Origin of the sequence: Limnovirga soli (assembly GCF_013106755.1) — a bacterium.
Lineage (GTDB): Bacteria > Bacteroidota > Bacteroidia > Chitinophagales > Chitinophagaceae > Limnovirga > Limnovirga soli.
This window is the reverse complement of sequence record NZ_WHPF01000012.1, coordinates 72402-96736: the sequence shown is the minus strand read 5'-3', so window position 1 is coordinate 96736 and position 24335 is coordinate 72402. Positions and strand designations below refer to the sequence as shown.

General features: G+C 39.0%; 22 protein-coding genes. 13 read left to right on the top strand and 9 right to left on the bottom strand.

Features of this window, described 5'->3' with window-relative positions; all coding sequences use genetic code 11:
- Positions 1-11 precede the first annotated feature (11 nt).
- From GD597_RS16505 to cysQ, 6 genes are all read right to left on the bottom strand, one after another.
- Complete coding sequence (locus GD597_RS16505) at positions 12-941, bottom strand: sulfotransferase domain-containing protein (protein WP_171609002.1); 930 nt, start codon at positions 939-941, stop codon at positions 12-14.
- Between the two features lie 5 nt (positions 942-946).
- Complete coding sequence (locus GD597_RS22220) at positions 947-1393, bottom strand: hypothetical protein (RefSeq protein ID WP_394353250.1); 447 nt, start codon at positions 1391-1393, stop codon at positions 947-949.
- Between the two features lie 613 nt (positions 1394-2006).
- A complete protein-coding gene (locus tag GD597_RS16495) occupies positions 2007-2933 on the bottom strand; it encodes a sulfotransferase domain-containing protein (protein WP_171609000.1) in 927 nt (308 codons plus the stop codon).
- A gap of 105 nt (positions 2934-3038) precedes the next feature.
- Entirely contained in the window at positions 3039-3935 is an 897-nt protein-coding gene (locus GD597_RS16490; RefSeq protein ID WP_171608999.1) for a sulfotransferase domain-containing protein, read from the bottom strand.
- A 45-nt stretch (positions 3936-3980) separates the two neighbouring features.
- Positions 3981-5075: a glycosyltransferase family 4 protein gene (locus GD597_RS16485; protein ID WP_171608998.1), complete on the bottom strand. Its 1095-nt coding sequence runs from the start codon at positions 5073-5075 to the stop codon at positions 3981-3983.
- Between the two features lie 174 nt (positions 5076-5249).
- Complete coding sequence (cysQ, locus tag GD597_RS16480; RefSeq protein ID WP_171608997.1) at positions 5250-6047, bottom strand: 3'(2'),5'-bisphosphate nucleotidase CysQ; 798 nt, start codon at positions 6045-6047, stop codon at positions 5250-5252.
- 358 nt (positions 6048-6405) lie between these two features.
- Between cysQ and GD597_RS16475 the strand changes: the two genes are divergently transcribed.
- From GD597_RS16475 to GD597_RS16455, 5 genes are all read left to right on the top strand, one after another.
- A complete protein-coding gene (locus tag GD597_RS16475; protein WP_171608996.1) occupies positions 6406-7086 on the top strand; it encodes a metal-dependent hydrolase in 681 nt (226 codons plus the stop codon).
- Positions 7087-7196: 110 nt separating this feature from the next.
- Positions 7197-7997 carry a ParA family protein gene (locus GD597_RS16470; protein WP_171608995.1) on the top strand — a complete coding sequence of 267 codons (801 nt, stop codon included), beginning with the start codon at positions 7197-7199 and terminating at the stop codon, positions 7995-7997.
- Positions 7998-8053: 56 nt separating this feature from the next.
- Positions 8054-8974: a ParB/RepB/Spo0J family partition protein gene (locus GD597_RS16465; RefSeq protein WP_171608994.1), complete on the top strand. Its 921-nt coding sequence runs from the start codon at positions 8054-8056 to the stop codon at positions 8972-8974.
- 5 nt (positions 8975-8979) lie between these two features.
- A complete protein-coding gene (locus GD597_RS16460; RefSeq protein WP_171608993.1) occupies positions 8980-9678 on the top strand; it encodes a DUF5683 domain-containing protein in 699 nt (232 codons plus the stop codon).
- Between the two features lie 221 nt (positions 9679-9899).
- Complete coding sequence (locus GD597_RS16455) at positions 9900-10751, top strand: sugar phosphate isomerase/epimerase family protein (RefSeq protein ID WP_171608992.1); 852 nt, start codon at positions 9900-9902, stop codon at positions 10749-10751.
- 561 nt (positions 10752-11312) lie between these two features.
- Here the strand turns inward: GD597_RS16455 and GD597_RS16450 are convergent.
- Complete coding sequence (locus tag GD597_RS16450; protein ID WP_171608991.1) at positions 11313-14450, bottom strand: WD40/YVTN/BNR-like repeat-containing protein; 3138 nt, start codon at positions 14448-14450, stop codon at positions 11313-11315.
- A 345-nt stretch (positions 14451-14795) separates the two neighbouring features.
- Here GD597_RS16450 and GD597_RS16445 point away from each other — a divergent pair, with 345 nt between their 5' ends.
- Positions 14796-15431, top strand: coding sequence for a DUF4136 domain-containing protein (locus GD597_RS16445; protein WP_171608990.1), 636 nt, complete (start codon positions 14796-14798; stop codon positions 15429-15431).
- 11 nt (positions 15432-15442) lie between these two features.
- Positions 15443-16072: an outer membrane beta-barrel protein gene (locus GD597_RS16440; RefSeq protein ID WP_171608989.1), complete on the top strand. Its 630-nt coding sequence runs from the start codon at positions 15443-15445 to the stop codon at positions 16070-16072.
- A 215-nt stretch (positions 16073-16287) separates the two neighbouring features.
- On the opposite strand, the gene GD597_RS16435 is transcribed toward GD597_RS16440, so the two are convergent.
- Complete coding sequence (locus GD597_RS16435; RefSeq protein WP_171608988.1) at positions 16288-16842, bottom strand: YqgE/AlgH family protein; 555 nt, start codon at positions 16840-16842, stop codon at positions 16288-16290.
- Between the two features lie 120 nt (positions 16843-16962).
- Between GD597_RS16435 and GD597_RS16430 the strand changes: the two genes are divergently transcribed.
- From GD597_RS16430 to GD597_RS16420, 3 genes are all read left to right on the top strand, one after another.
- Complete coding sequence (locus GD597_RS16430; RefSeq protein ID WP_171608987.1) at positions 16963-18315, top strand: sensor histidine kinase; 1353 nt, start codon at positions 16963-16965, stop codon at positions 18313-18315.
- Between the two features lie 153 nt (positions 18316-18468).
- Positions 18469-19944, top strand: a complete 1476-nt coding sequence (locus tag GD597_RS16425) for a DUF5687 family protein (RefSeq protein WP_317170318.1) — start codon at positions 18469-18471, stop codon at positions 19942-19944.
- Between the two features lie 9 nt (positions 19945-19953).
- Positions 19954-20649: an ABC transporter ATP-binding protein gene (locus GD597_RS16420; RefSeq protein WP_171608985.1), complete on the top strand. Its 696-nt coding sequence runs from the start codon at positions 19954-19956 to the stop codon at positions 20647-20649.
- Positions 20650-20936: 287 nt separating this feature from the next.
- Here the strand turns inward: GD597_RS16420 and GD597_RS16415 are convergent, their stop codons facing one another.
- Complete coding sequence (locus tag GD597_RS16415; RefSeq protein ID WP_171608984.1) at positions 20937-22166, bottom strand: S-adenosylmethionine:tRNA ribosyltransferase-isomerase; 1230 nt, start codon at positions 22164-22166, stop codon at positions 20937-20939.
- Between the two features lie 302 nt (positions 22167-22468).
- Between GD597_RS16415 and mraZ the strand changes: the two genes are divergently transcribed.
- The 3 genes from mraZ to GD597_RS16400 all read left to right on the top strand — a co-directional run bounded on the left by mraZ (position 22469) and on the right by GD597_RS16400 (position 24328).
- Positions 22469-22924, top strand: coding sequence for a division/cell wall cluster transcriptional repressor MraZ (mraZ, locus tag GD597_RS16410; protein WP_171608983.1), 456 nt, complete (start codon positions 22469-22471; stop codon positions 22922-22924).
- 28 nt (positions 22925-22952) lie between these two features.
- A complete protein-coding gene (gene rsmH, locus GD597_RS16405) occupies positions 22953-23861 on the top strand; it encodes a 16S rRNA (cytosine(1402)-N(4))-methyltransferase RsmH (protein WP_171608982.1) in 909 nt (302 codons plus the stop codon).
- 128 nt (positions 23862-23989) lie between these two features.
- On the top strand, positions 23990-24328 hold the full coding sequence (locus GD597_RS16400; protein WP_171608981.1) for an FtsL-like putative cell division protein: 339 nt from the start codon (positions 23990-23992) through the stop codon (positions 24326-24328).
- Positions 24329-24335: the final 7 nt, after the last annotated feature.

Genomic DNA, 24335 nt, shown 5'->3' with positions numbered 1-24335 from the left:
GGGATGGATGATTAAGTGTTTTCAACGAGTTTCCAATGGTCGAGATTAATATTTAGGAGCTTTTCAAGCTCGGTTATTTCATGTTTAAAATATTGGTACGCAAATCTTCTGTCATCTAAAGTTAACTTTTTTTTGCTTCCCTCCACATACATTGTGTCTAAAATTTTTTTCTTGAAGGTTTTTGGCATCAAACCAGACAACATTTTAGAAATTTTCTTGTTTTTTCCCAGAATTGGTTCAAGAATTTTAAACTTGGATTTTTTATACGTATTTTTTTGTTCAGTATTTTGAATCCGAAATTGCGGGTCTACACCCAAAAATTCAAATACCTCTTTCATAGTAGCATGTACATCTTTCTGCAGATCATCTAAAAATATTACCTTAATCTGGCTGGCCGGAAAATGAGCCAAATAATGCTGCAGGTTTTGGGCATACATGCTACCTTCCAGATAGGTTCTGGTGCCGGTATCTTCCAGCCTGTCATCCCTTAACATATCTTCAGTCCAAATCTTTCCCTCTTCTTCTGTTTCAAATTTTAGCGTTTCCCGCTGTTTGGCATTTGCTTCCAGGGCTTCACGAAAAGATAAATGCTCGGTTCCGTTATTCACACGCATACTCCAGCCAGAGAAGGTGCGCTCTACCGGATTACGCAAACAAAAGATAATTTTCATATCCGGATTGTAGTCCTTTATACGCTTGGCTACAAATGGCAGTAAAAAATAAGTGGGTGTTGCTTCTCCAACCATTTTCTCACTGGTTACCCCTGAGAAGAAGTTATTGATATAATAATCCTTGCCCCTTTCATAATACACACTAAAAAAACGGGTTTGCTTTACCGGAGACGTAAATATTTCCGGATGCTGTTTCAGGTAAAAATTAAGTGATGTAGAAGCTCCCTTTGGTGGACCGCCTATTAAAAAATTAGGTATTATTCTATCCATGATAATTAAAGATATTGATTGTAATTATTTTCTTTTAGTAATTTTTCTATTTCCTCGTAGTTGGTTACATCGTCCCTCCAGCTGGTGCCGCCTATTTTTTTAAGTACCGGCGGAAGTGTTTGCGGCCCAACTTCCAAAAAACTAAACACCTGATTCATCATCTCATCCCAGTTGCCAAAATCCTCGTAATACAATACAATACGGGGCATATCCCGGGTATAATCCAATAACTCCTGGTTTACCTTTTCCAGGTATTGCATATGCTTTAGCAGCTTATTTGGTGCCACCCTAAATTTCTCTGTTACCGTAACAGCGCCTGCCGCATGTGGTACCCGGGTTTCATCTTTACGCAAACGCGAAAGCCCGGTATTAAACACATTTTTTCGTATTAAAACAATTACTTTGGTATTGTTCTTTTTAAGAAAGTCCCACATATAAGGCATGCTTCTCATATGTGAAATCATCAGTTTAAAACCCCTGACCTTTTCATTGCTCCCGGCCGAATTGAAAAATTTTTTTATGTGTGGTATAGCCCTAAAACGCAAATTTGGGTAATTCAGTATTTTATCAAATTTGCGAAGCATTTTACTTTTTTGTGAAAGTGCCCATACAGGAAAATGCCATTCGGGATGGTAAATATCTGTAGACTCGTGAAAAAGTTCACCGGCGCAAAATATCTCCGGATGGCCGTCCAATGTTCTTGTGAGTACAGTGGAGCCACTGCGCTGCGTTGTAAATATGATAAAGTTTGTCATAAGCTATAAATCGGGTATCCTTGCATTGTATAATACCAGCCGGGTATTATATGGCATCGTTCCTTGCGTCGCAATCCTTTCATCTGCAAACCAATATTGGGCAAAAAAAGGCCATTGCATTGTGTGTATCTGCCAAAAATGTTGCATAAAATACATGCACAGCAGGTGTTAACGTATACCTAAATGCGATGCAATATAATAAAACTGTGTTTTGCCGCCTGTAGATATAGTGTACAAGAGTGCGACGCAACGACAGTTTAATATTGTTACAAAAGTCTGGCTAACAAAAAAACCGGCTTTACTAACCCATTTATTTGCCTGGAAACCATTTTGCTGAAAAGCTGGTTCCTAAAATAGCATCCAATTCTTTTGCATCATTAATAAAATAGGGCGCAAGAGCCTGCTTAACCGCCGCAATGGTTTCTTTACTTTCCTCCTGAACGGGTTTGGCCACCTGGTTTTTGCCTGTGTTTAGTTCAAATAATTTGCGTTTTAGCATTTTGCGTTTGCCCACCGGAAAAACAGGATCGATAATATTATCTACCGCCCATTTTCTAAACTTACTTTGTTTTTTAATAATGGTTTCCTGTAGTAACTGGCTTTTTACTGACCCGGTTACATTCTTTGGGGTGAGGTCGGGCATAAAATCTGCATCTACCCCTAGAAAGGTGAACATATTTTTGAGTAAGCCAGCCGGATTTTTTACCAAATCATTGTAATCTAACACCAATAATTGCTCTTTGGTAAAATATTGCAGGCAGCTTTTTACCTGCTTTGCATATAAACCATGCTCTATATAGGTAAAGTCGTTATTATCCTTATTAAAGTCGGTGGCCTCTTTGGGTGGGTAAATCATGGCCTCTTCCATTGGCCTTGTCTCCCTAAGCATTTTCTTAAAATAACTGTAGGATGATACGGCCCTGTCTAACGGATTACGTAGGATAACTATCAGTTTTGCCTGTGGCGCATACTGGGCAATACTTTGCAAAAGCTGTGGGTAAAAGAAATAGTTTACGGCAGATTGCAATACAATGGGCTGGCTGGTATAACCGGCGGTTTCCTGCTGCAGCCTTTTATCTATTTCTTCTTTATTGGCATAACGTGCAAACAGGTGAACATCTTTCAACGACTCGTAACAAAATATTTGCGGGTGTTGGGCTAACCAATCATCTAAAGTTGTTGTGCCTGCTTTTTGAACACCAATTAAAAATGTATTTGGAAAAACAGCTTTACTCATAGATTGCAATATTTGAATGGTTAGTGTTTGGCTGGTTGCTGTACTTATTATTACAAAACTCAGTTATTCCATTATGGGTAGCAATATTTAGCAGTGAAAACAATATTAAATTCTGTTTAATAGCCCACCTACAAAATAAGCCAGCTTATTATTTTTAAACTGATTTTTCCAGCTGCCGTCGTATTGTATGGGTTTTTTGGTAAAACGGCCTGGTGTACCGCCAATGGTATGATCTTCTACCAGCTCCATATATTCTGGTGTGGCAAAAGGCTGTAAACCAAATCCGGTAAAAATACGTTGCAGTTGCTGGTGCGTTTGCTGCGCCAGATCTTCGTAATCCATAAAAATAATATCCTGTTTATCTACATGTTTAGAAACAGTGTAGCATAAACGGCGATAATAAAAAATATCCATTACCAATTGCAGTAATGATTTCTCTTTTTTACGGTTTTTCTCCTTCCATTTACGTTTAGAAGTAGCAATAGCCCTGATATCTCTTTTTAACCAGATAATTTTTACCTTAAACTGGGTTTGGTTTTTATAAATAGCCAAAGCCTGCATGGGACTTTTGGAAGAATCTACAATAAATTGTTTGCCCGATTTTTCGGCAATTGCCGCATACAAATCAGTTAGGGTAGCCGTAACCTGACGGTTATTTTTGTTGCTAACAATTTTAAGAAACTTATTCTTAAATAAAAAAGGAAACAAGGCATTAAATGCCAGTGCTTTCGATTTAAAGTTCCAGTTAATATTGGTAAAAAAACTGTCTTTTTTAGGTGTGTATACCTGGCCAATTACCGATGACCAAAAGGTACATTCTTCAAATGATTTGCCGCAGGAACAATTATAATTCCAATTGCTGCCCGGCCCTTCTTTTATTAAATGGCCTTTTAGCATGGCCAGTTCTCCTACAGAAAAACATTCATCAGATTTTGACAATATGTTTTCCAATAAAGTAGAGCCCGACCTTTTATCAGACATTATATAAATTATCTCAGGCATAAAATTGCTTTGTTATTATAAAATTAAAAGCATGGCAAGTAAACATCAGGCAATATATAATTTATTATATGCTGCGGCACAGGTATTCATGCTAAATAAAGCTTCATAAAGCGCTTTACCGTTTTCCTGTAATTGTTTTATATGTGCCTCATCATCCTGCAACCAGGCTTTTAATGCGGCCAAATATGTTTCATAACTTACATCGGCAGATAAAAAACCGATGTTTGGTTTAACTATATTAATTAACCCACCAACCGGTGTACAAACTGGCACCACACCGGCAGATAAGGCCTCCAGCAAGCTAATTGGCAACCCTTCAAAAATAGAAGTTAATACAAAGGCATCACTATTCAATAGGTAGTCAGATACATTGGGCACCTTGCCTAAAAAGTGCACATTGCCGGGTTTTGAAGCCAGCAAGTTTTCGTATATCTTCTCATCTCCCACCGCACATTCGCCCAGTATAATGGCAATTACATCCTGCTTTTCAGCTTCCAGCGTTTTAAGACAATCCTGTAACAGCTGTTGATTTTTTTGCTTACTAATACGGGCCACATTTATCAGCACCTTAGTTGCTGGTGTGGGCTTTAATGCAGCAATAGCTGCGGCGGCCGTGGAAAATTGTGCCGATGGCTTTACGGGGTCTGATCCATTATTAATTTGTATAATTGGGCAGCCTTTGTACTCTTCCAGCGCACTTTTATGCACTTCATCAGAAATACTTACAGCCTGTATAATTCCCTTACCAAAAAAATATTGATATGCTTTTCGGCCATACCAGGGGGCATCCATTTTCACCAGGTTATGAAAAGTATGAATCTTCCTAAATGTTAACTCTTTCAGTTTCCGATAAGCATAAAAGCAGTAATAACCGCTATGTAAATGAGTATGCACCACATCTGGTGCAATATCTTTCAACAGGCGATAAATGCGGCCAAAAATTCTTGGATCGGGACCTCGCTTTTTACCCAGCGTAACAAATTTCACCCTTTTATCCAGCATATCCAATGGTAAATGTCTGTCGGGTTTATGATGATACATGGATACCAGTGTTACTTCATACCCGGGATAATTGGCTAATGCATTACACATTTGAATACAAAAAACCTGTGCACCGCCCCAGCCCAAAGCGGGTACCATTTGCACAATTTTAAATGTTTTATCTCCCAAAATAGTGGCTTTTATAACTGTATATTATTTGCTCAAAAAAGGATGTAAATATTAACCCGGCTTTTTAACGCTATTTCAGCTGTACTTGCGTCGCACTCTTGTACGCCATCAAATGAGGCAGCATAAACATTCAGGTTTATATTACTAAGCCATCTCTACTACAAACCAAGGGTTTAGCAGGTTTTCTTTATTATACACCAAATCGGTATTGGTTTCATAATTATATACCCTGCAACCGGCATATTTGGCAACACCATGTCCGGCAGCAGTATCCCACTCCATAGTAGGTGCTAAACGCGGGTAAACCTGCGCCTTACCTTCGGCAACCAAACATAATTTTATAGAACTGCCAGAACTTACAATATCTACCTCACCATGAATTTTTCTTTTGGCTTCAATAAACACTTCAGTTTCAGGTGAGTTGTGCGAACGGCTGGCAACAATTGTATATGCTTTACCTGCACTGGCAACGGGCAGCGCAATAGCACCTGCAAGCACTTCTTCCACATTCTCAGCTGTTACATCACCGGTAATGGTAACCATGTGGCTGCCCATTCCTTCGGCACCATAATATAAAACACCGGTAACAGGCACATATACCACACCAATAATGGGTGAATGGTCTTTTACCAATGCAATATTTACTGTAAACTCTCCATTCTTTTTAATGAATTCCTTAGTACCATCCAATGGGTCTACCAACCAAAAAGTACCCCAGGCTTTTCTTTCATCGTAGGATAATTGTTTGCCTTCTTCACTTAATAAAGGATATTCCGTATTTGCTAATGCTGCCTTAATTACTTCATGTGATTGCTTATCTGCAATAGTAAGCGGAGAATTGTCCGATTTTGTTTCTACACTAAAGTCTTGCTTATAAACTTCCAAAATTTCTTTTCCGGCTGCAATGGCAGCTACGATAGACAGATTAACTAAATTTTTCATGTATTTTTTTTCTGGTTGATGGTAAATGTTTCCACGGCTAAGTCGGCAAGATAAAATTTTATAACCAAAAAAAGGGGGCAGTTTGGTGTTATTTTATGATTATAATTAGTTTTTAAATGTACCTGGCCTTTGTAAATGAAGGTAATATGTGTCATTTTTTAATTCAATCAGGTGTTTTTCGTTGGTATTTGTAAACGAAAAAAAGGGTAAATCCTAGTTATTCAAAATAATTATATGCTTTAGATTGTCAAATAATGACTGGATTGTATTTTAAATGGGAATGCCAATTATTTTATAATAGAAATTGATTGCTAAAATTTATTTTTGCTGCCCTTGCGGTAAATCAAATAAACCATCCATGAAATTTACATATTACGGGCATTCTTGTTTTACCATTGAATGTAATGGCAAATCCTTGCTTTTCGACCCCTTTATTACCGGCAATCCAAATGCCGGGCATATTGATATACAGCAAATTAAGGCAGATTATATATTTATTTCACATGGGCATGGAGATCATATTGCAGATGCAGTGGCCATAGCACTTAATAACGGCGCCACCTGTGTGGCGGCGGCTGAAATTGCAGGTTGGTTGGGTAAACAGGGCATTACCAAAGTACATGCTATGAACCATGGAGGCCCTATTGCCTTTGATTTTGGGGCAGTACGCGGGGTGAATGCCATTCACTCCTCCTCTTTTCCGGATGGAGGCTATGCCGGTAATCCAATGGGTTTTGTTGTTACAAGCCAAAGTGGCAACTTTTATTATGCCGGCGATACAGCTTTAACCATGGATATGCAGCTAATACCCCTTTGGGCAAAACTTGATTTTGCAGTTTTACCCATTGGAGGCAACTTTACAATGGATAGCGCCGATGCCATTATTGCAGCAGGGTTTATAAAATGCACCACTATTGTTGGGGTACATTATAATACAATTGATATTATTAATATAGATTCGGCCAAAGCACAGGCAGATTTTGCAGCGGCGGGGCTTACACTTTTGCTACCGGCATTGGCCGAATCCATAACTGTTTAGCAGCCGCATTGGGTTGTTGCATTATAGGAGAAAGTACAAGAGTGCGACGCAAGGATGCCTGGTAAAAGCGGTACTGCCGGGCAAAAAAATAAATTTTATATACATATTACATGGCAAGAATAATTGGGGTGGCTAATCAAAAAGGTGGGGTAGGTAAAACAACTACAGCAATAAATGTTGCAGCCAGTTTAGCCGTTCTGGAATTTAAAACATTGTTGGTTGATGCAGACCCGCAGGCCAACAGCACCACTGGTGTTGGTTTTGATTTACATAATGTTACCAATAGTTTATACGACTGTATGGTTAATAATGTATTGGCACAGGATGTTGTTTTAAAAAGCGATATTCCCAACCTGGACCTTATTCCATCGCATATTGACCTGGTAGGTGCAGAAATTGAAATGATTAATTATCCCAACAGGGAACAGATGCTGAAAAATATTCTGGAGCCCATAAAAAAGGATTATGATTTTATCATTATTGATTGCTCACCATCGCTGGGTTTGATTACTGTGAATGCACTTACCGCTGCAGATAGTGTTATTGTACCCGTACAATGTGAATTTTTTGCATTGGAAGGTTTGGGTAAATTATTAAATACCATAAAAATTGTGCAAAGCCGTTTAAACACGGCATTGGCTATTGAGGGCATTTTAATGACGATGTATGATGGCCGTTTACGCCTATGCAACCAGGTGGTAAGTGAAGTGAGACGCCATTTTGATGAAATGGTATTTGCTACCATAATTCACCGCAATACCCGCCTTAGCGAAGCACCAAGTGTTGGCAAACCGGTTATTTTGTATGATGCTGAAAGCAAAGGCTCTGTAAATTATCTTAACCTTGCCAAAGAGATTTTACAGAAAAACGAAATGACCCGTATGACCAACGAAGAAAGAATTATTGAATAAGGCCTTTTTTTTAAACAAACTTAATTGCTTATCAGGGCCAATAAATTACCAGTTACATGTCAACGCCAAAACAAAATAAAGATGCATTAGGTAAAGGCATCCGTTCTTTACTGCAAAATATTGATGCAGATCTTAAAACCACCAGTGGGAATTTAAAAACCAATGTGGTAGAAGCGGTTACCTCTATTACCCGTATTAGTTTAGATCAAATACAAACCAACCCCAAAAACCCAAGACACGATTTTGATGAAACGGCCTTAAACGAATTGGCTGCTTCAATTAAGTTGCACGATATTATTCAGCCTTTAACAGTTACCAAACTGGCTTCGGGCAAATATCAGCTAATTGCAGGTGAACGCCGTTACCGTGCCGCAGGTATTGCCGGCTTAAAAGATGTACCAGCCTATATTAGACAGGCCAACGACAATGAAGTGCTGGAACTGGCTTTATTGGAAAACCTGCAACGTGAAGACCTGAATGCCATTGAAATTTCTTTAAGCTATAAACGTATGATGGATGAATTACATTATACACAAGAGCAGGTGGCAGAGCGCATGGGCAAGGAAAGAAGCACTGTTACCAATTATATACGTCTCTTAAAATTACCACCCGATATTCAATTGGCTGTGCGCAATAATACCATGAGCATGGGCCATGCCCGTGCACTTATTAATATTGATACAATTGATAAGCAGCTGTTTGTGTATAACGAAATAAAAAACAAACAACTTAGTGTTAGGCAAACTGAAGAGCTGGTACGCAAAATGTATAAATCTGCCGGCACTGCTGTTAAATCTTCTTCAAAATCTGAATTAGCACCTGCTTACAAGAGAATAGAAGATAATTTAGCCTCTCATTTTAGTACCAAGGTAAAAATGCAACATAACAAAAAAGGTTATGGTAGTATTACCCTTGAATACTATTCACTCGAAGAGCTTAACAAAATTCTTGAACAAATGAATATTCAGGTAAGCTAATTGTAATGCGGTTTATCACATCTATCATATCATTTTTTTTACTGTGTATATGTACAGTGGGGCTGGCCCAGAAATCAAACCAAAAAAAGGCGGCTGCCCTATTTACCGATAGTAGTGGCGTTCTAATACGGACAGATACTGCAATTGCAAAAACGATAAATGATAGCACCCAAAATTTAGGCGACAGCATTAATGCAAAACCCAAACACGATCCCCATAAAGCTACCATCCGAAGCGCCATATTACCTGGTTTAGGACAGGCGTATAACCGCGAATACTGGAAAATACCTATTGTAGCCGGTGCGGTTGCTATACCAACGGCCACTTATTTTTATAATAATAAATGGTACAAAAAAACAAGGGATGCCTACAATATTGTTGCCAACGGCGAAACTGACCGTTACAACGAAATTGACTCGAAATTAAAAGACCCCACCACCGGCGAACCGCTGGATGCAGAAAGCCTGCAATATTACCGTAACCAGTTTCGACGCGATAAAGATTATTCGGTTTTATATCTGCTGATTATTTGGGGGCTAAATGTGGTAGATGCCACTGTTTTCGGGCATTTAAAAGATTTTGATGTATCAGATAATCTTACCATGAATGTGCAACCAAGCTATATTCCGGCTACTAAAACACTGGGTGTTGGCCTGGCTTTAAATTTAAAAACCCCACAACGCAAAACCCTGCCGTCGTTTTAAATCAATGGCAATGTCAACCATTTTAACCCGTTACTTTTATTGTTTTGTCAGCTATATAACCAATGGCATCGCCGCTTGCCACGCTCGTTTCAGGGTTCCTCTTTTATGGCAGCAGAACAGCCTGTAAATAAATTGTACATACCGCCTCCAATTTAAAAAAAGCTCATTTTCAATCACCTCCTTTTCATAAATAAAATAGTATCTTTCTGCAAATATTTGCCATGAAAAAGAATTGTTTGCATTTATGCCAAAGCCTGCTTTTGTTTATTTTTCTGCTAAGTTTTTCACCATTATTTGCCCAACAACAAATAGGGGTACAGTTCTATACCTTCCGTGATCAATTTAAAAAAGATGTACCCGGCACTCTGAAAATGATTGCCCAGATGGGCATAAAAGAAGTGGAAGGTGGTGGCACTTATGGCTTGCCTGAAACTGAATTTAAAAACCTGCTACAAACCAACGGACTAAACATTATTAGCGTAGGTGCTGATTTTGATGAACTAGCCAAAGACCCTCAAATAGCCATTAACGAAGCCAAAAAATATGGCGCCAAATATGTGGTTTGTTTTTGGATACCACATAAAGATGAATTTACTATTGATGATGCTAAAAAAGCAGTAGAAGTTTTTAATAATGCCGGCAAAATACTTGCAGCCAATGGCTTACAACTTTGTTATCATGCACATGGTTTTGAGTTTAGGCCATATGGCAATGCCACTTTATTTGAATACCTGATGCAGGAACTAAACCCCAAATATGTAAATTTTGAAATGGATGTGTTTTGGATAAAGCATCCGGGACAAGACCCAGTTGCTATGTTGGAAAAATATCCGAACCGTTTTTTACTAATGCACCTGAAAGATAGAAAAACTGGCACTCCCGGCAATCTTACCGGCGAAGCAGATGTAGAAACCAATGTTGTATTGGGTACCGGCGATGTGGGCATTGCAGCCATAATGAAAGCCGCTAAAAAAGCAGGTGTACAACATTATTTTATTGAGGATGAATCATCCCGCTCTGTTGAGCAGGTGCCTCTTAGTCTGGCATATTTAAAAACACTACACACTAAATAAAATATAATTTACCAATAAAAACAGGCCTTTTTTAAGGCCTGTTTTTATTTTATTAATGCTGTATTTCTAATCATGCATGCGAAATTTATACGGTTTCAATGGCAACTCATTTGGAGTGGCATACCTGTCTATAATGTTATACTTTGTTATTTAGGCCTAGGTTAATGTTCATAACATTACAACTAGTTTAGATGCATCCATAAGGCTGATGATTAATTCAGCTTTGCTTTGTTGTTTGAATACTTCAATATCTAGACCGCATCGGGATAAAAAATTCCTTCCTTTAGTGTAACCATAAATAGCTTTTAAAGCCCGGGCATTTTAAAAGTCGTAAATAATTTGCCATTACCCAACCTTTATTCTATTGGCGTTGCTTCTGTTCTCAATGCACTTGCCCCTGTAAAAAATAGTTCGTATCCAATAAGTTCTACCTTGCTATACTTGCTGTAAAGCAATATTTCTACCGGCTGTTGCTACAGCCCAATCAACTTGTTGCAGTACAAGTGTGCGACGCAAGTAAAGCCCAATAGCTGGTAATAGCCTGGCTCAAAAAAAATGGCTTTATTTGTTTTTTATTCCAATTACAGGTAATTGCTTTTGGTGAATTAATGTATTGAATTGCACCAACTCGTTTTGCATAACGGATTGCAATTTTTGCAATTGCACATTTGCCTGCGCACTTAAAAATACAAATGCTTCTATAGCTTGTTTAGCCGGCGGATTATAACCGCTGCTGGCATAACCATAAACACCCGAAATTTTATCATTTAAACGAATGGGATAGTTTAAGATATCCTGCCCGCTTTTGGCATTGGTTTGATAAAAGGCTTCTTCGATAGAGGTAATTTTTTTGTTAATGCTATCAGCAAGGTTACGGAGGTCTTTGGTATTAGCAGTATCGGTTTTACTGGTAAACTCATCTATTTGTGTGCGTATATCACGGATATTTTTAATGGCTTTTTGCACCTCGCCAAATTTATCGCGTACCTGTAAAAGAAAACCTACCTGTGCATCATATTCTGATTCTGTCATGGTATAATTAGGATCAGGTTTTATAGTGAATGGAACATCTACAGAATCTTTATTATACTTAAACCTTGCCGTGTATTTGCCAGGTGCGGCTTTGGGGCCATCTATATTACCATTCCATAAAATAAGTCCATCCAGTTTTTCGGCTGGAGGATACTGCATATCCCATACAAATCTATTTATGCCGTTGGTGTACGTTATCTGATCGGCTTTTTCTTTTGCTGTAGCAGCAAATGTTTTAATGGGTTGGTGAGCTTTATCAAAAATGGTAATTGAAAAACTGGCGCTATCGGTTACATTTTGCAGACGATAATTAAACACTGTTCCATTAGGCGGGTTGGCGCCTGCATTAACAGGGTGAGGATCGGTATAGCCCTCCATACGGTAGCTATCATTTACATCAAAAACCAGCAAATCTTTAGCAGGGTTATTATTGGCTTTGGTTTGAACCATAGTTAAATCGTCCAGCACCCAAAATGCACGGCCTTGAGTAGCTACAATTAAATCGTTGTTTTTTATGGTAAGATCGGTAACAGGCACCTTTGGCAGGTTTAACTGAAAACTCTTCCAGTTTACACCTCCGTTATAACTGATGTATAATCCATATTCAGTGCCACAATACAATAGGCCGGGTACTTTTTTATCGGCCCGCAAACAACGGGTAAAATGCAAATCGGGAATGCCTGTGGTAATTAGCTGCCACGACTGGCCATAATCGGATGTTTTATAAATGTATGGTGTAAAATCATCCAGCTTATAACGGGTACCCACAAAATAGGCCGTGCCCTTTTTAAACGGATCGGTTTCAACACAATTCCACATCATCCATTTGGGGGCGTCTTTGGGCGTAACATTGGCCCATGTGCCGCCGCCATTGGTAGAAACATGAATCAAACCATCGTCGCTGCCTGTCCATAATACATTTTCTTCTGTAACACTTTCAGCTGCAGTAAAAATGGTACAGTAATATTCTACAGAAGTATTGTCTTTAGTAATAGGCCCACCACTTGATTGCTGTTTAGTGGTATCGTTGGTAGTAAGATCGCCACTTAAAGCCTGCCAGCTTTGCCCTTCATTTTCGGTGGAAAATAATACATTGCCTGCCGTATATAATTTTTTAGGATTATGCGGCGAAAAGAAAATGGGGAAATTCCATTGAAAACGGTATTTGGCAGCAATAACCCCATCTCCCAGGGTATTATCCGGCCAAACACTTATTGCCCTGTTTTCGCCGGTAATATGGTTATAGCGGGAAATATAACCCAGGTAATTACCACCATACACAATATCCGGGTTTAAAGGATCGGGCACTACATAACCACTTTCAAAACCTGCCGTGGGGCCCCAATCCTGTTCAGTGATACTGCCACCATAGGTTCTGCTTTTAATACGTACCGTACTGTTATCCTGTTGAGCACCCAGTATGCGGTAAGGGAAACTATTGTCGGTACTAACCCGATATATTTGCGATGTTGGCTGATTATAATAGCTGCTCCAGTTATTTCCGGCGTCAAAGCTTACCTGTGCCCCGCCATCATCAGCTACAATCATACGGCCGGGCATTTCAGGGTCAATCCATAAATCGTGATGATCGCCATGCGGGGTATATATGTCGGAAAATGTTTTGCCTCCATCAGTACTTTTATGCATACCCACGTTCAGCACATAAAGGGTATTTTCATTTTTAGGGTCGCAAAAAAGTTTATAAAAATACCAGCTACGTTGGCATACATCTGCATTATCGGTTTGTTTGGTCCAAGTTTCTCCACCATCCTCGCTCATATAAATGCCCTTGCTTTTACATTCTATAATGGCATAAATTTTATCGGGGTTGGTGGCACTTACTGTAACCCCAATAATACCAATTGTTTCTTTTTGTGGCAGGCCTTTGTGCTGCATTAGGTTGGTCCATGTTTCGCCACCATCCGTACTTTTCCAAAGTGCACTACCCTCGCCACCACTTTCTAAACTATATGGGGTGCGTATTACATGCCAGGTACTGGCATACAATGTTTGAGGATTATTGGGTTCCATTACCAGGTCTATAGCACCTGCCTGTGCATTACCCGAATACAAAACCCTGCGCCAGCTTTTGCCACCATCTATTGTTTTGTATACACCTCTGTCCTCGCTTGGTCCAAACAAGTGACCTGAAACAGAAACCCAAACTATATCGGGATTCTTAGGATGTATAATGATATTGGTAATATGCCGTGCATTTTTCAATCCCAGGTTTACCCATGTTCTACCGCCATCATTGCTGCGCCACATGCCATCTATGCCTTCACTTACATTTCCACGAAGGGTATTTTCACCCTCGCCAACATAAATAATATTTTCGTCGCTTTCTGCTACAGCTACGGCACCTATGCTGCCGCCAAAATATTTATCCGTTATATTTTTCCAGTTACTTCCACCATCTGTGGATTTCCAAACACCACCGCCGGTAGCACCAAAAAAGAAGGTGTTCTTGTCCTTATAACTGCCACAAGCAGCGCCGCTTCTACCACCACGAAAAGGCCCAACCAGCCTGAATTTAGTTGTGCTAAACCATGCCGAATCAGTGTCTTCATTTTTAGTAATAACCGGCGGATTGAATTTTACTTTTTTTTGCGCAATGGCGCCTGCAACAAAGCAAATACAGGTAATGGCAAATAATAATTGTTTCATACAATAGTAGAATTATACAATGAATGTACAATGTTTTTTGGTAGCTGTGCTCCATGTTAAGTGATGAAAAATATTGGGAGCCAAACGGCAGTAAAAACCAAGGGCTTTACTTGCGTCGCACACTTGTACGGCATATCTATTTGCAGCAAGGGATGTAAACATTATTACTATACCCTATACTACAATGTTATAGAAAGATTTAAAGCAACAACGGCAATCTTAAAAATTGTGTAAGGCCATAAGTTTCCCTAAACATTAACATCTGCTCTAAAAAAATCACAAAATAGCTATCGCTGGTAAACGCGGCCTGTTATTTACACTCCTATCAAAACAAAAAACCTAACAATGAAAATAACACAATTAATCACCGCAGGTATTACCGGCCTTACACTTTTGATAGCCGGTTGCACAAAAGAACCTATTAACCAGCTTAGTGCTGAAGAATCGAGAATTTACACAAGCAGCTACGATTCTACCATTCATTTTAGCGACTACAAAACTTTTAGCATTGCCGACTCAGTTACTGTAATTGATAACAGCGGAAACGCAAAAACATTAACTGCCTCAGATGCGGCCTATATTGATGCCGTTAAAAAGTACATGATACAACGCGGCTATGTACAGGTAGCAAATGATCAAACACCTGATATTGGTATTAATATTAACCGCATCTATCAAACCGCTACCGGACTGGTAGATTACACCGATTATTATGGCAATTATGGCGGCTATTTTGACCCTTATTATTGGGGCTATGGCGGGTATGGATATTATGTACCCTATAATTATGGCATTTACCAAATTACCGAGGGGCTTGTATCCATTGATATGTTTGATTTAAAAAATGCTGCTACAAAAGGCAAGATCAATTTAATGTGGAATGGGTTGGCCCGTGGCACAGGTATTTTTAATAGCAGCAATGCCGATGCAGGTGTACAAACCCTGTTTAGTCAATCACCTTATTTAACCACTGTACAATAAATTATAACAGTATGAAAAAGACTATTTATATGTTGGTACTGGTAACTGCATGCTTTGCATTTTCTGGTACAGTTATCGCACAAACCAAACCCATTTTATTTGGTTTAAATTATAATTACGCTGCGCCATTGGGTGGTTTTAAAAGCGATGTAATCAGCAATGGATCAGCCCGGGGATTTAGTGGCTCTTTTATGTATCCTGTTAACAAAAAATGGCAGCTGGGTTTATCAGCCGGTTTTCAGGATTTTTATCAAAAATATCCACGTGATATTTATACTACCGGTAACCATGAAACCACTTCGGCAGTTTTAAGCAATTCCATTCAAATAATACCTGTATTAGCTAAAGCCACTTATTTACCAATGGGTAACAGCAATACTTTTATACAGCCCTATATTTCTGCAGCCAGTGGTATTAGTTTAGTTGATTTCAGGCAGTACCTGGGCGAGTTTGGCAGCAACAGCAGTAATGCCGTTTTTACAGTACAGGCAGGCGCTGGCATTACAATGCCATTTAAACGCGGCAAAGATGCCGGCCTGGATATTGGTGCCGGTTATAACTATGTAGGTTATCAAAAATTTGGTATAAATAATCTTAATCATCTTACAGCTAATGTTGGGGTGCATTTTCCGCTGAGATAACTGTTTGTTTGATGGTGTTGTGTTGCGTTACAGCCTTTGGTGAAAGCCAAAGGTTTTTTTATGCCTGAAATGATTAAGGTAAATTGTAAATAAAGAAGCGAATACTTTCAAATCTACTCTGCATTTGTATTGTTAAGCTGCCATGAAAGAGGAACCCTGAACCGAGCGTGGCAAGAACAGTTGCCCAATGCAATAAATGCCGGCTACCAAAACAACTAATTTAAAGCAGGATCAATAGGATAATTGATAATTTGTACATACTCGCCGCCAATTTGTTTAATTGCCTCGGGCCATATTTGCGTTTCGTTGGTGTGAAAAACCAGTTTACGGTTGGCTTCGGTAATCAGCCAGCTTTTCTCTGTAATTTCATCGGCCAATTGCCCTTCACTCCAGCCGCTGTAGCCTAGATAAAAACGAATTTCATTGGGTTGTATTAGCTGCTTTTTAAGTGCTACACTGGCTTGTTCAAAATTGCCACCCCAAAAAATACCATCGGTAATTTCAATTCCATCGGCAATTAATTGTGGGCATTGGTGTATAAAATGCAGGGTATCTGTTTGCACCGGGCCTCCATAAAAAACGGGGAAATTGCAGGCTTCCAGATCGGGCAGCAAATCGCCGATAAGCAAATTTTCTTTCCGGTTAAGCACAAAACCAATACTACCCTGATTGGGCTGATGATCGCAAAGGAAAACGCTGGTGCGTTTAAAATTGGGGTCTTTTAAAAACGGATCGGCAATAAGTATGATGCCTGATGATAAGTTAGCCATACCTGAATTTAATACAAATTTTTTATACAATACTTTTAACGCGATATTTAACGGGTTAAAAACTTGGTAAAGCGGTTGTTAATTCTATCTTTAACGGTCAGCCGATTTAATTTTGCAAGAATGAAGAAAATTTTTTCCACTATCGTATTACTGATAGTATTAAGTTTTATAGGAATTATTATTATACAGGTACAATGGTTTTCTAACCTACTGGTAGTAAGGGGCGAGAATTTTTTATACAAGGTAGATAAAGCTGCTATTGCTGTTACCGAGGATTTAAGCAAACAGAATTTATCGGGCCGTGTTATGCGACTGCAAAGACGCAGGGATATGAACCTGGTACCCGATAACCTGTCTTTCTCTGTAGTGAAACCACCCAGCATTGCCGACCGATTTAGTGAAAGGGAAATTGGCGACCGGCTTAGAATTGCCCTTTCCAATGAAGACCTGAACGACCTTAGGTTTGAATATGCCATTACAGCCAATGCCAATGAGTACACCAATATGGAGCTGATGTCTAAGAACTTTATTCAGGAATCCATGGACACAGCGCATTACCGCAGAAGGTTTATACCTATTACCCCCGAAAGCGGTACAGACCTGGAAGGTTTAATGGAATATGAACATCTGATTATTATTATTCCCGATTTTAAAACACAGGTATGGCAATCTATTACCTGGGTGGTAATTGGTGCAGCTATTTTTAACCTGATTATTATTGCAGCTTTTTACCTGGCCATAAAAACCATTTTAAACCAGCGTAAATTAAATGCCATAAAAAGTGATTTTATTAATAATATGACGCATGAACTAAAAACCCCATTGGCTACTATTTCATTAGCTGTGGATGCCATGCGTAACGAAAAAGTGCAGGCCGATAAAACCAAGATGCAATATTTCAGCGGTATTATTAAAGAAGAAAATAAACGCATGAACAAACATGTAGAAACTATTTTGCAGGCAGGTTTAATGGACCGGCAGGATATACGCATGAACATGCAACCCTTGCAGGCACATGTATTATTGCATAAAGCCATGGATAATTTTAATTTACAAATACAGGAAAAAGGTGCCGAAGTAAAACTGCTGCTTAATGCACAAAATGATGTTATACTTGCCGATGAAACCCATGTTGGCAACCTGTTCTCTAACCTTATTGACAATGCAATAAAATACTCCAAAGAAAACGAAGCATTGCAACTTAAAATTACCACACACGGCACTTCAAAGGTACTGGTAGTGCAGTTTGAAGACAATGGTATTGGCATGAACAAAGAAAACGTAAAACGTATTTTTGAAAAATTCTACCGGGCCCCAACAGGTAATATTCACAATGTAAAAGGTTTTGGGCTGGGTATGAGTTATGTAAAAACTATTATTGATGCCCACAAGGGCAGGGTAAAAGTAGAAAGCACATTGGGCAAAGGCAGCACATTTACGCTGGAAATTCCTTTAGCAAAAGTCAATGATTAATTGTTTTGGCCAGGCAGTAAAAACAATCTTCAGCTTTACTTGCGTCGCACACTTGTACGGCTGTCTAAAAATCAGCAATATTCATTTAAATGTCTAAAGTAGTTGTAAGAAATTAATACATTTTACTAAAACCGCATTAATACAATCATCCCAGTGATAACAACATTATTAAATCATCAATGGAAGGCCTTTTGGCGCAGCAGAAATGCAGGTAAAAATATAGCCATGCAAATATTTATGGCCTTTATTATTGTATACCTGCTGGCAACCGCCATTGTATTGGGTTTCTCTGTTAGCACCATCATCAATAAAGCATTTCCAAATCAGGATCCCGAAAAAGTATTTTGTGGTTTTATACTTTACTATTTTTTATTTGATATGCTATTCAGGTTTTTATGGCAGGAGTTACCCACGCTTAGCATACAGCCCTACCTGGCACAAAATATTCAGCGAAAACAATTAACCCGTTTTTTAAATATCCGGTCGTTGTTTACATTTTTAAACCTGTTGCCTATTCTATTATTTATTCCGTTTGCCGTATCCTCTATATTTCAAACGGATGGTAGTGCAGCTGCCATTGCTTTTATCATCTGCATTATAAGCCTTACCTGCTTTAATCATTTCACTATACTTTTTATTAAACGCAAAACCATTATTAATGGCTGGTGGCTGGTAGCATTTTTTGTAACCATTGCTTTGTGTATGGCTGGTGATTATTTCAATGTATTTTCAGTTTCAGCAATATCCTCTACCGTATTTTTACATATTTTAAAAACACCCTTGCTGTGTATTATACCCATAGCATTAGCCTTTTTTTCGGTGGTAAATAATACGCGTTTTCTTAAGCAAAACCTTTACCTGGAAGAACTCTCATCTGCTTCGGCTAAAAAAGAATCAGCCAATTATACCTGGCTAAACAGATTTGGCATTTACGGCGAATTAATTGGCCTTGACCTAAAACTTATCCTTAGAAATAAAAGACCACGTTCTGCCGCATTAATGTCTGTGGCCCTGTTATTTTATGGCTTTTTATTCTACAAACCAGAAACGATAGAACAAGGGCAGTATGGCGTTCTGCTACTGGGGGCCACATTTGTTACGGGTATTTTTATCATTACCTATGGCCAGTTTCTATTTGCCTGGCATGGCAATTTTTTTGATGGTTTAATGGCGGGTAATTTTACCCTGCAACAATATATAAAAAGCAGGTTTTTACTTTTTGCAGGTGTTGGTACTATTACTTTTATGCTGGTATCGTTTTATGGTTTTATGAGTTGGAAAATACTTATTATTCAACTTGCCGCTTACCTATATAATACCGGTTTCAATACTGTGCTAAGTATTTATTTTGCTACCCGCAGTTATAAAGGTTTAGACCTTAGTAAATCTGCCAGTTTTAATTATCAGGGCACAGGCGCAGCCCAATGGATTTATGGTTTGGTATTTATGCTTTTTGGCGCCATTGTATACTTGCCATTTGCTTTGTTATTTAATGCCTGGGCAGGTGTTATTGCCATTGGTTTATTTGGACTGGTAAATATTCTTTTGCAGGACTGGTGGGTACAAATACTTGCCAATCAATTAATGCAACGTAAACATAAAATTCTGGAAGGCTTTAGAGAAAAATAGTTTTATACCATGATTACACTTAATAATATCGGTAAGGCTTATAATGGAAAAATTGTAGTAGATATTGCCGCCTGCAATATTGCAGAAGGAGAATTGGTTGGATTGGTGGGCAACAACGGCGCAGGCAAAACCACGCTGTTTCGCTTATTGTTGGATTTGGTGCGGGCCGACAGAGGCGAAGTACTTTCCAAAGGCGTTAACGTAGCCGGCAATGAAAACTGGAAACAATTTACAGCAGCCTATCTGGATGAAGGTTTTCTTATCACTTATCTTACACCGGAAGAATATTTTTATTTTATCGGCAAACTGCATAACAGAACCAAAGCCGATGTGGATGAAACGCTAAAAAGTCTGGAAACATTTTTTGATGGAGCCATTTTACAAAATGGAAAATATATCCGCGATTTGTCCAAAGGCAATCAGTTTAAAGTAGGGATTGCCTCCTGCCTTATCCAAAATCCACAACTGTTAATTTTAGATGAGCCCTTTGCTAATCTTGACCCCAGTTCTCAAATGCGCTTAATAAAAATGCTGCGCGAATTAAACGAACAAAAACGGATTACCATTCTTATCAGCAGCCACGACCTTAACCATATCACAGATATTTGTAAACGCATTTTATTAATGGAGAAAGGAAAAATTATTAACGATTTACCTGTTTCTGCTGATACATTAACGGAGCTGGAAAACTATTTCAAAGTGTAGTATTAAGACATTTATTTTTCGACACCCGGCTGACCCAACATTGGGCAGCTTCACTTGCGTCGCACTCTTGCTCGCCAGGATGCGTGGCAACAATAAATAACCAAAAAAAAATTTGCTCTTTTATAAATCCCCGCTCACCACTCATCATTCACAACTCACCATTCACAACTCACCATTCACAACTCATCTGCCCAGCATAGTTCCGAACCCTGAACCGAGCGTGGCAAGTAAAGCCAAATGTGTAATCTACAGTTGGTAACAAAATAAACACCTTGCAAAACAGCGGGTTATATTTTATGTTTCCATATCAGGCAACCATCGCCGTAACTTAAAAATCTAAATCCCTTCGCCAAAGCATAGGCATACATTTTTTTCCAGTTGCTGTTAAATGCAGCTATCAGCAATAATAATGTTGATTGCGGTTGATGAAAATTGGTGATTATTGCACTGGCAATTTTTAAACTATATCCGGGTGCAATAATGATTTGCGTTTTAGTAATCAATTGCGGCATGTTGTGCGCCTGCATCCATTGCAATAAGGCCTGCAAAGCCGTTGTTGCATTTATATTATTATGGGGCAATTCATACGCATCCCATTGATACAACTGTAAATCGGCAGGCATAATAGCAGGTTGCAAAATTACTTTAACACCAAGCCAATACAGACTTTCAATGGTTCTAAGCGATGTAGTACCTACCGGAATAATAGTACCAGCCAAATGCTGTATTAATTGCTGTATAAATAATTCGGCAACTTCTATAAACTCCGTATGCATTTCGTGCTGCTCCAGCGTGTTGCTTTTTACGGGTTTAAATGTACCGGCACCCACATGCAGGGTAACAAAACCGGTATGTATATTTTTTGCTGCCAGTTTTTTAAATAATCTATCGGTAAAATGTAATCCGGCGGTAGGCGCTGCAACAGAACCATCATGTTTGGCATAAATGGTTTGATAGGTTTCTTTGTCTTTTTCTTCTGCTGTTCTGTTTAAATAGGGCGGCAAAGGTATTACACCTGCATGGTGCAAAATCTCAGCAAAACTAAGTGCTGCATCTGTCCACTCAAACAGAATTAAAAAGCTATCGGGGAATTTTTCCTGTTTGGTAGCTTTTAATGTTATTGTTGTACCATCAACAGTTATAGGTAAAACTAGCGACTCCTCTTTCCATTTTTTGGCGCCGCCTACCAAACATTTCCACAAAACGCGTTGCTTTTGCAGCATGGCAGTGGTTATATCGGCATAAGTATCGGCGGGTTCCAGGCAAAAAAGCTCAATGATGCTACCGGTATATTTTTTAAAGTGCAGCCTTGCCTCAACCACCCTGGTATTGTTAAACACCAGTAAAGCATCTGAGGGCAGATGCTGATCAAGGTGAAAATAGATGTCTTCGGTAAGCCGATCTTCCTTATTAATTAAAAGCCTGCTTTCATCCCGTTGCGCCATGGGATACTTCGCAATGCGATCTTCGGGTAACTCGTAGCTAAAATCCTGGATTGCAATATTTTTTGGATGCATAAAAGCAAAACTAAATAGTAATTTATTGTAAAACCAATCAAAATTCTATAGATAAACAATTGTATATGAACCACTTAATGTGGTTTTTAACATTAACCATGTTGATTATTAACAGGTTATCCACAGACATTTGAGCAATATGCACAAACTTCCCGGCAAAAAACAAGTAAAACCCTTATCCCTGTTGCATTACAGGGCATTTGCCTATGTGCATAAAATGCAAAAAGAATTTTAAGCATTATAAGTGGGAAAAAGTGTTATTTTGTGGTAACAAATGGTAAAAACCATCTAAATACATAAAAATGAACGGTTTTCTAGGCGAATATGAAGCAACGCTCGACAACAAAGGGCGCTTTTTATTGCCGGGCAGTTTGAAAAAACAGCTTCCGGAAGGGGAAGACCGTTTTGTAATTAGCCGCGGATTTGAAAAATGCCTTAACCTGTATCCACTAAAAACATGGGAAGGTATTATGGAGCGTATAGCCAAGTTGAATGATTTTGACCCCAAAGTTCGTCAATTCAAACGGTTCTTTTTAGGTGGTGCAACAGAAGTGGAATTGGATAGTGCAGGCAGAATGTTATTACCGCCCTCCTTAAAAGAATATGCTGCTTTGGTGAAAGACATCGTGCTTTCGTCTGATGTAGACAAGATTAATATTTGGGATGCCACTAAATACAAACAGTTCTTTGAAGATTTTTCAGCAGCAGATTTCAGTAACCTGGCCGCAGAGGTAATGGGAGGCGTACAATTACCCTAACCACCTACACACCAAGTAACTGCAATATATGAGCGAACAATATCACATACCGGTACTTTACAAAGAAACACTGGATGCTTTACAAATACAGCCTGATGGGATATATGTTGACTGCACATTTGGTGGCGGCGGTCATAGCAGGGGTATTCTGGAGCAACTGAACGAAAATGGAAGATTAATAGCCTTTGACCAGGATCCCGACGCCAAACAAAATATCCCGGATGATAATAGGATTTTGTTTGTGCCCCATAATTTCAGGCATATACAACGCTTTCTGCGCCTGCATAAAATAGCCGCAGTAAATGGAATACTGGCAGATTTGGGCGTAAGCAGCCACCAGTTCGATGTGGGCGACAGAGGCTTCTCCATACGTTTTGATGGCCCGCTGGATATGCGTATGGATCAACAACAGCCAGAAACAGCAGAACACCTGTTGCAAAGCAATACAGAGCAGGAACTACAAAACATGTTCAGTCAATATGGCGAAGTAACCAATGCCAAAACACTTGCCAGGCATATAGTTCAACAACGCAAACAGGCCACGTTTAAAACCATAAACGAGTTTAAAGCTTTACTGGCGCCAGTAATTAAGGGCAACCCCAATAAATATCTGGCACAGGTTTTCCAGGCACTGCGTATTGCCGTAAACGATGAAATGGGTGCTTTAAAAGATATGTTGCAACAACTACCCAACCTCCTTCAACCGGGGGCAAGAGTAGCGGTAATTACCTTTCATTCAATAGAAGACCGACTGGTAAAAAACTTTTTCAGACAGGGCAGTTTTGAGGAAATAGAAGATAATAACCCGTTTGTACAACACGAAAAATTCAAAGACCTGAAAGTTATTACCAAAAAACCGGTAGTACCAACAGATGCAGAGGCAAAACAAAATCCAAGATCCCGAAGTGCAAAACTAAGAGTAGCAGAAAAAGCATAACAACGCAAATGCAATAAGGTAGTATTAGCCGGACAATGGCATAACTATCAGCTTTACTTGCGTCGCACACTTGTACACCTGCACAATACTCAGCCAGACAAATACAATAAAAAAAGACAGCTAATTATATGGCTCAGACAGACCAGAAAGAATCAGGAAAAAATATTTTCAAAAGCCTGGTAGGTTACCATTGGATTTTAAAAAACCTGCTCTTTTTTTTATTCCTGTCATTTTTAGCAGTGCTGTACATCGCCAATGGACATGTAGCAGATAATACTATCAGGGATATAAACAATACAGCCAAACAGGTAAAAGAATTGCAATACGAATATAAAAGTTTGAAAAGTGAGGAAATGTTCAAAAGCAGGGAAGCGCAAATAGTAAAAGCAGCCACCCCATTAGGTCTTAGCATTTCAACGCAGCCGCCAATGGGATTAAAAATAGAAATGGCTAAAGACACAAAATAAAATCCAT